Raw genomic sequence first — 10,406 nt, forward strand, 5'->3', positions numbered from 1 at the left:
ATGGATATTGAGAAAAGACTTGCACTGTTGCAAAACACCTATGCGGCATCAGTTGCCGAGACTGTAAACACTTATGAAAAATTGAAGGTACTTGACAAGATCGTAGAGAGAAGAAAAGAAAGGCAGACACAGACGGCACCTTTTTTGAACCAGCAGCTTGGTATCGAGACCGTGGAGGATGTATTCAAGAAGCTTTCAGAGATTTATGGCTGCGCAAACTGGGCTGTGGAAAAAACGGATGACGGCTATGTCGCTACGGCAACGGCGTGTAAGCTGTGTGCACTGTCAAAGAAAATGGGGGATGCAAATCCCTGCAACGGCTGGTGTCTTGATCCCATGTTCGCAATGATAACAGCTATAGGAAAGATCAACAGTGACAATTTAATCGTTGAAAGCACTTTGATGAACGGGGACTGCTGCAAGGTTCTTATTAAGGAAAAATGACGTATTCCCACGGCCGAAGTCATAGGATCTGGTTCATGGAGCCTTTCATCCCACCCTTAAAAGGGGGGCTTTTCCGGCGGATGATTACAAGTCCATACCAAACAAATTGAAATGTGAAGAAAGTTGGGGGGACAAAAATGCGCTCATTTTTTTGTTACGAATACGAAAAACTCAACAAAGTTGTATATGACGATTTAAGGGATTTCTGTTTATGTGAGCGAATAAATGAAGAGTATGTAAGATCGTTGATTAAAAAAACTAACCATTTTGGAATTAGAAATATTAATATTGCTATTGGTTTTGGTATTGCCTATATAAAGAGAGTAATGGCCAGTATAAAATCAGCATAAATGGCCACGAAAAGTAGGCCACCCCCAACTTACAAGGCAGGCAAACAAAGGTTCACTCCCTATTTATTGCTCTAATAAGCACAACCAAATCAGAGCGAGGGAGTGAACCTGAGATTGACAAAGGTATCGTATCTCTAGTGATTATAAGTATTCCTTATTGTCAGCGGGATAGCTCTGAATGTTGCAAAGAATAAATTATTTCAAATTTGGAGGTTAAAATGGAAAAATACAGGTTTAGCAAATTATTTTACGGCAGTATTGCAATTATAGCGCTGTTTATTGTTCAAGTGTTTGCCGGCAAGTTTGGAAGTTTTGTTGCTGATTTATTTTCATACGAAAAATTTGACATCTATGGTGCTTTTGCTGGTATTTCAGTCCATCATGTTGTTCAAATGATTATTGCATTAGCTATTATTGTTGCATTAAGTAAGCTGTTAAAAGTCGATTTTGGTTTTAATCTTGGTGATGTTAAAAAAGGAACTTATTATTTGGTGGCATTCACCGTTGTTTTTGCAATTATTACAGTCATAGTTCATGTTTTAATGCTGCTCAACAACCAGTTGCCAGTATATGACTACCCGCTGAATGTAAAAAATATTATGGGAACATTGGGATTTCAGTTGTTTCTAAGCGGAACATCCGAAGAAATTCTATACCGTGCTTTACCTGTTACAGTTTTAGTCTATGTTTTTGGGAAAAGCGTCAACATTAAATGGAATATTACATTGGAAGTTATTCTGGCAGCTGTCCTATTCTCGATTGCACACACAAAATGGTCGCTATTTCCATTAGCTATAGAAGTGGATTATTTCCGATTACTCTATGCTTTCGTGCTTGGGACAATAAACGGCATAGCATATCAACAGAGCCGCAGTGTTTTATATCCAATGCTAATGCACAGCATCAGCAACGTTTTAATGGTTGGAACGGGATATCTGTTTATTATATTTCTTGCATAATAAAATAGGACAAGTTGCAAAAAGAATTCCCCACACACTAAGATCTCCAGAATTCTAGCACTTTGCGGCGGTATTTGGGACACCAGAGTGATACCTGAGACACTATCCTGCACAGCCTTCGTGTTCACATAGCGGTATAACAGGGTTTACCCTCTTGAACAACCAGGTGGATGACCGCAAAGCAGATTGCCGGATTAACTTCTTTCATCTGCTGCAGCAGGATTCTATCTGTTTCACTAGAACAAACAATAAGAAACACCTGATAAAGAGGGGTTACCTTGGAGCAACTGTTAGAAATCCAGATCAAACGAGCCGGTTACACAGATGAGAAGAATGCGATCAGAGATATAAGTTTCTCCTTGAAAGAGGGGGAACTCGCCGGTCTGATCGGTCCAAACGGAGCAGGGAAAAGCACTACCATCAAAGCCATTTTAGGCTTGCTGCCGGTAATGGACGGCAGTGTAATTTTTTGTGGCAATAAAAGATATGCCTATATCCCGGAGCAACCCGTTTTCTATAATGATCTGACTTTATGGGAACACCTGGAGTTGGCTGCTTCGGCGTACAATATTAATCAGGTTGTCTTCCAGGAGCGAAGCAGCAGACTGCTCCGGCTTTTTCGTTTGGATGGAGTGCGACATTACTTACCTGCCACATTTTCTAAAGGAATGCAGCAAAAAGTGATGCTGGTGATCGGTTTTCTGTTGAAAGCCGACATTTACATCGTTGATGAGCCATTTATGGGGCTTGACCCACGGGCGATCAGGGATTTTCTAATACTGCTGCAACAGGAAAGGAGCCGCGGGGCAGGGGTCTTGATGTCCACACACGCCCTGGATACCGCGGAAAAGGTTTGTAATTCTATAATATTGATGTCAGAAGGCCGGCTAATTATGAAAGGAAGTCTGGACGAGATTCGGAAAACGTGCGGCCTGCGGGAGGGATCTCTGCTGGACTGTTTTAATAAACTGCTGGAGGACAGCCCATGACACCAAAACAGCTGTTTTGGAGACGACTCCTGTCAGAGTGGAGACTTAAACACACTGCATGGAGCACAACCATTGATTGGACTGTTGCTCTCTACATTATAATTCCCGGCCTGATCATAGCAACGGTCAGCTATATACGCTTGTGGAACCAGCTTCCCGCCTGGGCTGTCGGGCTTCCCACAGCCATACCTTTACTGCTCATCTCTCTTTATACATGGACAGGAACAATCCGCTTATTCCTTGAAGAGGCCGACCAGCTTTTTTTGCTGCAGCGCAGAGAATGGACGCGGCAAATCATGAGATGCGGGATGGGCTATTCTGCGGTATGCAGCCTCTTAACAACATTTTTCGTGTTTTTCATACTTGCCCCATTCCTGCTCCTGGGCTGCGGCCTGTCAATCAAACAGCTATTCCTGCTGTTCGCTCTTGCCTTCCTGCTGAAAATGAATGTGGGTTTGGCAAAACAATTTGTTTCCCTGCGCCTAAAAGCCTGGATAGCGAAAATCGTTTTAATAATACTCTTTATCCCCATGCAAGTGCTGTTTGTAATGGGAGCCAGTCTGCTCCTCGCTCATTTTCCCCTCTGCTATGCCTGCTGCCTGCTGCTGGCCCTGACGCTTTTACTCCTTATCAAGATCCGGCTGGAAATAAGGGGAACGTTTTTAGACGACATAGCCCGCGAAAACCATGAGAAGCTAAAAGATGTATCTATCATCCTGGGAATTTCCGGAGTATCCATTAAAAAACCCAGTTTAAAACGAAAAAGGCCTGTGTTTTATTCCAGGTTCAACCATCTATTTCGGGAATACAGTGCAGTAAACAGGTTGACCGAAGCATGTATCAAGTCTTTCTTGCGAAACAAGAATGGTCTCATTTTATATATTAATTTGGTTTTTATCGGTGTGCTCCTTGTAAGAGTTCCCAATTGGTCGGTGTTGATCCTCTGGCCGTTTTTAGCAATTGCTCTTGCACTGTGGGCTAAATTCCATTGGGGGGATGTCATCACATCAGATTATATAAAACTATTTCAGTGGAAATCCGAGGATGTTCATGAAGCAGCCAGGAGGTCAATTTTTCTTTTATCATCTCCGGGCTTTTTACTGATCAGCTTTGCATTGGGTTTCAGCTTATGGAACTGGGCAGGTGCTTTTGGCATTTTACCTGTAGGCTTTGGACTGAATCATTGTGTAACGAAATTAATAAGCATGTGGTATCATGCTTGAGTTATTCTATTCCCAGTCTGTACTCTCCAACCGGAAGACATCTTCCAGCGGCACCTTGAAAACATGCGCCAGTTTCAGGGCAAGCATGATCGAGGGTTTATATCTGCCCACCTCCAGGGAGTTGATGGTCTGGCGTGAAACCTGAACTAAAGATGCCAGATGTTCCTGCGTCCAACCTCTTTCCTCACGCATCGTGCGGATGTTATTGATCAATCCATCACCCCCACCCTTGTAAAGTGTACTTTACATCATTATAGCAGGATGTATTCGGTATGTCAAGGTTACTTTACATCATTTCTTGTAATTCCCCTTTCCCCTTTCCAGGCATACCCCTATGCCACCTTGGCGGCAGCGGCAGATAATAAAAAAAGAAGTCAATATTATGTAGCCATCCCCTTCCCCAAAGACATTTCATTATTGTAAAATATAATTGGGCACAAACACGGAACCGTTTTCTTGCCTACCTGGCAAGTGAGATGTGGAAAGTGGGAGGTTGGATGTGAGAAATTGAACATCAGGATCAAGAGTTTGGGGTTTCCTGAAAGATATCAAGAAGCTGCTCAATATAAAGGTCTTTATTTAGGCAGAGTCATTGCCCAATATAAGGATTTATACAAGGTTGCCGCCGAAAGTTCAGAGTTAATAGCAGAAATATCCGGAAGACTTCGCTATTCAAACGATGAGCTGTCAATATGCGGCACAGGTGCGGAAATTTTGATGGAGATTTTATCATGTGGACTTGTTTTTTAATGGCAGCTCTTTTTATATCGATAGGCATCGCCGTCCATGGTTTTAAATGGTATTTTCTAATCGCTGGATTAAACACCATGCCCAAGGAGAAAAAAGAAAAGGTCAATGTAAAGGCCCTGGGGAAATTGATGGGGGTCTATGCTTATGCCAATAGTGCGGTGTTTTTGGTGATGGGCATTCTGTATGCCTTCGACATAAAAATAAGCATGGCACCCGCCTTTATATTTTTCGGGATTTCTACAGTATACCTGCTGATAAAGGCCCAAAAGTATGATGGCAATCTTTTTGATGAACAGGGAAAGCTGCGCAAAGATGCGGGAAAACAATTGGCGCTTCCTGTTGTCATTACACTGGTCGTCTTTCTTGCAGTGGGTGTTCTGCTGTTTTTTGTCTGTTCAACCCACCAAAATTTCCTTTTTGGACGAAGGACTACAAGTACACGGCATGTACGGCGAAATTTATGCCTGGGAGTCTATTGAAGAGATTGAATTATTAGAAGAACTTCCAAATGTCGAGATGCGCACCAACGGTTCCGGTTTTGGATCTCATTTGAAAGGCCATTTTAAAACAACTGAATTTGGTGCAGTTAAGCTGTTTGTAAACGCAAACAAACCACCATTTGTATATCTTCAGAGCAATGGGAAAACTGTGATTTTTTTTAATTTAGCGGATGCCCAGAAGACAGAAGAAGCATATGAAGAAATTTTAAGGAAAACCAGGTAGCAGCGCCAGGTGCATATACATGCCTCTTGCTAACGATAGCCTATAGATGGCGATAATACCAAGTTTATCCGGGAGAGAGTAGATAAAGCCCTGCCCCGGCTGTCTATGGAGGACATCAAACCAGACACCATCATCCTCGATCCCCCTCGCCAGGGAAGTGACCGGCAGACATTAGCTGAAATCTGCGGCCTCTCTCCGAACAAAATAGTAATGTGGGTCATAAACATGAATTTGAAGTGCAGATTATTTATATAATGGGAGATAAAAATGATAGATGAAAAAGGGAAAAACACCAAATTAAGAGCCATGTTGAGTTCCCTTATATTTTCGATTGTTTTGATGATTTTTCCCGTAGCATCCGGCGTGATTGTAGTTATGAATGATATGGACGCCATACAAAGTTATTGGCTGCAAGGTGTTTTTATGATGTTGTCCATATCAGTACCTGCAATCTTTATGTGGATTACGAATATGAAACCTGCCCAAATCGGTTTTATCGGAATTGAAAAAGGCAGTATAAAAACAGTATTATATTTTGTACCGGTAATTGCAGCAAAAATAGGATTTCTCTTTTACGGAATAAATCATGACATACATGCTATTATGGCTTTGGCATTTTTCACAATCGCAATTGGATTGTCAGAAGAACTTTATTTCAGGGGAATTATACTGAGAAAGCTGAGGACTTGTTTTACAATCAAACAAACAGTCATCTTGTCTTCTGTGTTCTTTGCAGCTGTGCATGCTTCTCAAGCATTTTCAGGAGCAGGAATTTTCATGGTTGCACTTACCATAATTAACGCATTGCTATTTGGTATTGTCGCTTCGGAAATTGTAATGTTAACAAAAAGCATTATATCCGTAATTATATGGCATATGTTATATGACTTTATTAATTGGATTGCGTTAATTCAAGGAACGATAGAAATTGTTTTGATAATCATTCAATCGGTAATCATGATTACCTATGCAATCTATTTATGGACCAAGTTGCCTGATAAACAGGACTGCCCATTATGAGCAAAACCGGAGACTGATAAATTTCAGGGGCAGCCACGGGGACGGTCATTTTGGCTGGTGTTTCGATTAGCGGCCTAATCTGAAAAATGATTCCCTGATCAAAGACTTTACGTAATTACCCCTGGCACAAAATCAACACCCCTGCATACCATATACCAGACATTGCCATAATTAAGGGGTTGATGAGTGTGGAGCAAACAAGACCAACAAAGGGTTATGTGCCGCCAGGGGGGCACAAGCTTCCCCCTCTCCCCTACCCTTATAATGCTCTGGAGCCGGTGATCAGCAAAAGAACGCTGCGCATCCACCACGACCGGCACCATCTCGCCTATGTAGAAGGGCTGAATAAGGCAGAGCTCAGACTTGTGGAGGCGCGGCGCATGGGGGACTTCAGTTTGGTAAAGCACTGGGAGCGGGAGCTCGCCTTTCATGGCTCGGGGCATATCCTGCACAGCATCTACTGGACAGTGATGGCCCCAGGGGGATTGAGAGAACCGGGTTATTATACCTGTCTGGAAATTGAGAAGTACTTCGGGGGCTTTGCCCCATTTAAAGAGCAATTCACTGAGGCATCGATCCAGGTTGAAGCCTCCGGTTGGGGGGTGCTGTGCTGGGTACCCTCCTGGATGAGGTTAGAGATCCTGACCGCAGAAAAGCACCAGAATCTCACCCAGTGGGGAGCGATCCCGCTGCTTGTTGTGGATGCATGGGAACACGCCTACTACCTGGACTACCAGAACCGGCGGGCGGACTATGTCCGGGCATGGTGGAGTTTGGTCAACTGGAATGAAGTGGAACGGCGTTTGCGGCTGGCCATGCGGACCAGAGTGCCGCTAGAAACATCTTTCGGAATGTAGATATGTGAAATAGATGTCGGAAAAATGAGGGATGATGTCGGCGCAGTTATTGCGCTTGAATCTCCATTCATGTGCGACATTAGGGGTGTTGAGAACGGTGAGTTCGTCTTCATAGATGAAATTTATCCCGTGCCAGTGCTCAATGTGTATTCGGACAGCTCATGGAGCCATCTGTCAGAATGGCCGCAATATGCTGAAAACTATACCTTGCTTTCCGACAGCGATGCAACTGCATTTAATGTCTGCATCAGCGGTGTGGGGCATTTCACTCTGACTGATCTGGCACTTGCCAGCCCGCTTCTGACGCGCATATTCAATGGGCAGAAATCAACAACCGACACCGAATACTGCCTCAAAACCATCAACAGGGTCTGCCTTGAATTTTTCGACTGCTATCTTAAGGGAGAGGGTGAGTTTGCGTCAGGCGGGATGTATTAGGTTATAAGTTAGATCGATATTATGATCAGATGAAACCGGCATGTACTAAAGACTATAAACAGAAATTTGAAGTGTAGCTGTTTGGAACTGATAATTTATATTAGCGGAAGGATAGAAAAGTATGGGTATTATTTATAATGACACGAAAAAAGATTTGCCATCTGAACAATTACATAATTTATTTATGTCTGTAGGTTGGTCAGATGGTTCAGAAACTTCAGATATGATAAAAAAATAACAATATTCCGTTTACTAATTCAACTCTTGTAATTTCAGCATGGGAAAATGAACGTTTGATCGGGGCAGTGAGGGTATTGAGTGATAGAATGTTTAGGTCTATAATATATGATTTGCTTGTTTTACCGGAATTTCAAAACAAAGGAATAGGCAAAGAATTGCTAAAACGCTGCTTTGAGCATTTCCCAAACTCGGAATGGCTAGTTCAAACAACAGAAAAAATATCAAGTTATTACGAGAAAAGAGGGTTTAAAGTTAATAATGATGTGTTTTTAACCATCCCGTGTAAATTATTTTCACACACCTAATAAGCATAACATGAAGCTGACAAATTCTAATTTATCTATGTTTCAAAATCGGGTAGGAGGCTAATCATTAATTGAGTAGCCGACCTCCCACACCACCGTACATACCGTTCGGTATACGGCGGTTCCAAAGTTTACACGTTACTTCGCAGAATAGCATTCCGTCAAACTGAGGTATCCGACGCGTTTAAACCTCTCGTTGGATAGGGTTTTTAACAAGATTGGGCTATGGGCAGTGCGCCAATAGCCTTTTCTTGTGTTTGCCCACATCCACGCCTGTTCTTCCTTGATTCCTGCACGCTTGAGGTTCTCAAAACGAGTGCGGACTCTCTTCCATCGTTTCCATGTCACCATTCGTATGCGGCTTCTAATCCATACATCCAAGCTCTTTATCAGCTTTTTTGCATCTGCCAACTTGAAGTAATTCATCGATCCTCGAACCACTTGGTGTTCTTTTGCATACACTTTGTCTCTAATTCATGGGGGGATGTTGCAGATTAGCGATCATAAAAAGCAGTGGTAATGTCTCCTGAATCTGCTAAACTATTTGCAGATTAATTAGGGATGCTAAGAGCTTGCAAATTCTTTGGAAACTACCTGTTAAATTATCAGTTTACGCAAAAGACAGATATTCAGTTGTATATCCAGTAATATCGAAATGCCCCTGCTGCAATGCTTCTGTAAGGCTGTCCTCTTTCCGCACTCAAAAGTTGCACAGACACTCTCGTATGTTACAGAACATCATGATGTGGTTTTATGTGACCGTAATATTTATGAGCTACGGGAAGTTCTAAATCGGAAGAAGCCTGATAAGCTACCAGATGCAGAAGTTCTTTTGGCTGAACTTTCGTATTAGTTAATTCCGGCAGCATATTAGTGGTTCAAACACTTCGAATCTCCCTCCTGCATGGACAATACAATATGGTTTTATTCCCATAATAATAGCAAAAAAACCTGCCGGTAAAATTTTTTTGTAAATCTTGAAAAAACAGATGCCATGCATTCTTGTATGAAGTGTATTTTTAAAATTTGAGGCACCCGATTATGTGGATGAAGGCATCAATACATTTTATATGATTTTATTAATAACGAGCTTAAAAAGACCTATATAATTGATTTTTAACTGAAGAAGAACAATAATTAACCTATAGCCGGCAAGTAACCCCTAATAAAGCTGCCCAAGCTCTTGCCATTGCTAGCTTTTTAAGTAGCAAAACCTATAAAATATTTTGCACAAAAAGGAGGAAGACACCCCTCAAAAATCTAATTGGATAGGTGAGACCCAAAATCCAATAGAAGGGATGTCTTCAATATGAAAGTACAACAAACAACCACACATTGTCAAGCACCTCTTTTACCCAGACGTGAAAAAAGAAAGATTGAACTTGAAAAATACCGTTTACAAAAGAAAATCCGTAAATTTAATTTGCCAGTTACTTTTGATAACAATACAACCACTAAATTCGCCAATTTTGGCCCTGTAGAATCTTTTAAACAGGCAATTGGTTTCAAGGAACTTATCAAAAGCACTTTTACCATGCGCAAAGCACCTAACAGCAAATATCAGTCTCAAGAAATGCTCGATTTTCTGGTTGATGCTCAAATTCTTGGTTTATCTCGATTCGAGCATATCAATGATTTACGTTACGACCCGGGTTACCTGAAAATCAAAGGCGATATTGAATGCCCTGAGGAATCAGCATTCAGACGGTTATTTAAGGCACTGGGAATTGAATCCCTTGAGGAATTACGCTCTATCAATCAACAATTTATAGCACTGCATTCCCAGACAAAGGAACCAACTGAGATATGGCTGGACTGCGATGATACAGTTATTACCCTTCATGGCAACCAGGAAGGCGGTGAGGTAGGCTATAACCCTCGTTATCACGGCCGTCCGTCTATCAAGGCCAAGGCTTGTTTTATTGCTGAAACTGCAGAATTAGTCAATCTAAAAGCATATGGTGGTAAGACGCACAGTAACGGCGAATTCCTTAATTTCTTCAAAGAGGCAGAGGGACAATTACCCCATAACTACGTACCCAAAGGTGTAAGAATGGATTAAAGGCTTTTTGAAACTTGAAAAACGAAAATCTTCGAATTAACTTCCC

General features: G+C 41.9%; 16 protein-coding genes. 14 read left to right on the forward strand and 2 right to left on the reverse strand.

What is annotated here, in order from left to right; genetic code table 11:
* The 5 genes from SSCH_RS06355 to SSCH_RS06375 all read left to right on the forward strand — a co-directional run bounded on the left by SSCH_RS06355 (position 1) and on the right by SSCH_RS06375 (position 3,965).
* On the forward strand, positions 1-444 hold the full coding sequence (locus tag SSCH_RS06355) for a hypothetical protein (protein WP_044664733.1): 444 nt from the start codon (positions 1-3) through the stop codon (positions 442-444).
* A 113-nt stretch (positions 445-557) separates the two neighbouring features.
* Complete coding sequence (locus tag SSCH_RS06360) at positions 558-794, forward strand: hypothetical protein (RefSeq protein ID WP_156972145.1); 237 nt, start codon at positions 558-560, stop codon at positions 792-794.
* Positions 795-1,012: 218 nt separating this feature from the next.
* Entirely contained in the window at positions 1,013-1,753 is a 741-nt protein-coding gene (locus tag SSCH_RS06365; protein ID WP_044664735.1) for a CPBP family intramembrane glutamic endopeptidase, read from the forward strand.
* 278 nt (positions 1,754-2,031) lie between these two features.
* A complete protein-coding gene (locus tag SSCH_RS06370; RefSeq protein ID WP_198142208.1) occupies positions 2,032-2,742 on the forward strand; it encodes an ABC transporter ATP-binding protein in 711 nt (236 codons plus the stop codon).
* The gene (locus SSCH_RS06375) at positions 2,739-3,965 is read left to right on the forward strand and encodes an ABC transporter permease (RefSeq protein ID WP_044664736.1); all 1,227 of its coding nucleotides are present in this window, start codon (positions 2,739-2,741) and stop codon (positions 3,963-3,965) included. The genes SSCH_RS06370 and SSCH_RS06375 overlap by 4 nt, the downstream gene beginning before the upstream one ends.
* A gap of 6 nt (positions 3,966-3,971) precedes the next feature.
* Here the strand turns inward: SSCH_RS06375 and SSCH_RS06380 are convergent, their stop codons facing one another.
* On the reverse strand, positions 3,972-4,178 hold the full coding sequence (locus SSCH_RS06380; RefSeq protein ID WP_044664737.1) for a helix-turn-helix transcriptional regulator: 207 nt from the start codon (positions 4,176-4,178) through the stop codon (positions 3,972-3,974).
* Between the two features lie 294 nt (positions 4,179-4,472).
* Between SSCH_RS06380 and SSCH_RS06385 the strand changes: the two genes are divergently transcribed.
* From SSCH_RS06385 to SSCH_RS17465, 8 genes are all read left to right on the forward strand, one after another.
* Positions 4,473-4,715: a hypothetical protein gene (locus SSCH_RS06385; RefSeq protein WP_052835398.1), complete on the forward strand. Its 243-nt coding sequence runs from the start codon at positions 4,473-4,475 to the stop codon at positions 4,713-4,715.
* Positions 4,697-5,194, forward strand: coding sequence for a DUF3784 domain-containing protein (locus SSCH_RS06390; protein ID WP_198142209.1), 498 nt, complete (start codon positions 4,697-4,699; stop codon positions 5,192-5,194). The genes SSCH_RS06385 and SSCH_RS06390 overlap by 19 nt, the downstream gene beginning before the upstream one ends.
* Positions 5,160-5,438: a hypothetical protein gene (locus SSCH_RS19005; protein WP_198142210.1), complete on the forward strand. Its 279-nt coding sequence runs from the start codon at positions 5,160-5,162 to the stop codon at positions 5,436-5,438. Before SSCH_RS06390 ends, SSCH_RS19005 begins: the two co-directional genes overlap by 35 nt.
* Positions 5,439-5,543: 105 nt before the next feature.
* Positions 5,544-5,693 carry a hypothetical protein gene (locus SSCH_RS18240; RefSeq protein WP_156972146.1) on the forward strand — a complete coding sequence of 50 codons (150 nt, stop codon included), beginning with the start codon at positions 5,544-5,546 and terminating at the stop codon, positions 5,691-5,693.
* A gap of 12 nt (positions 5,694-5,705) precedes the next feature.
* Positions 5,706-6,458, forward strand: coding sequence for a CPBP family intramembrane glutamic endopeptidase (locus tag SSCH_RS06395; protein ID WP_044664738.1), 753 nt, complete (start codon positions 5,706-5,708; stop codon positions 6,456-6,458).
* 188 nt (positions 6,459-6,646) lie between these two features.
* Positions 6,647-7,315 carry a superoxide dismutase gene (locus SSCH_RS06400; RefSeq protein ID WP_232294261.1) on the forward strand — a complete coding sequence of 223 codons (669 nt, stop codon included), beginning with the start codon at positions 6,647-6,649 and terminating at the stop codon, positions 7,313-7,315.
* 24 nt (positions 7,316-7,339) lie between these two features.
* The gene (locus SSCH_RS06405) at positions 7,340-7,753 is read left to right on the forward strand and encodes a hypothetical protein (protein ID WP_044664740.1); all 414 of its coding nucleotides are present in this window, start codon (positions 7,340-7,342) and stop codon (positions 7,751-7,753) included.
* A 242-nt stretch (positions 7,754-7,995) separates the two neighbouring features.
* The gene (locus SSCH_RS17465) at positions 7,996-8,298 is read left to right on the forward strand and encodes a GNAT family N-acetyltransferase (protein WP_084710978.1); all 303 of its coding nucleotides are present in this window, start codon (positions 7,996-7,998) and stop codon (positions 8,296-8,298) included.
* A 138-nt stretch (positions 8,299-8,436) separates the two neighbouring features.
* On the opposite strand, the gene SSCH_RS20850 is transcribed toward SSCH_RS17465, so the two are convergent.
* The gene (locus SSCH_RS20850) at positions 8,437-8,724 is read right to left on the reverse strand and encodes a group II intron maturase-specific domain-containing protein (RefSeq protein WP_044664741.1); all 288 of its coding nucleotides are present in this window, start codon (positions 8,722-8,724) and stop codon (positions 8,437-8,439) included.
* 883 nt (positions 8,725-9,607) lie between these two features.
* On the opposite strand from SSCH_RS20850, the gene SSCH_RS06415 reads away from it, so the two are divergent.
* Complete coding sequence (locus SSCH_RS06415) at positions 9,608-10,360, forward strand: transposase (protein ID WP_044664747.1); 753 nt, start codon at positions 9,608-9,610, stop codon at positions 10,358-10,360.
* Positions 10,361-10,406: the final 46 nt, after the last annotated feature.

Source organism: Syntrophaceticus schinkii, assembly GCF_000946815.1.
GTDB lineage: Bacteria > Bacillota > DSM-12270 > Thermacetogeniales > Thermacetogeniaceae > Syntrophaceticus > Syntrophaceticus schinkii.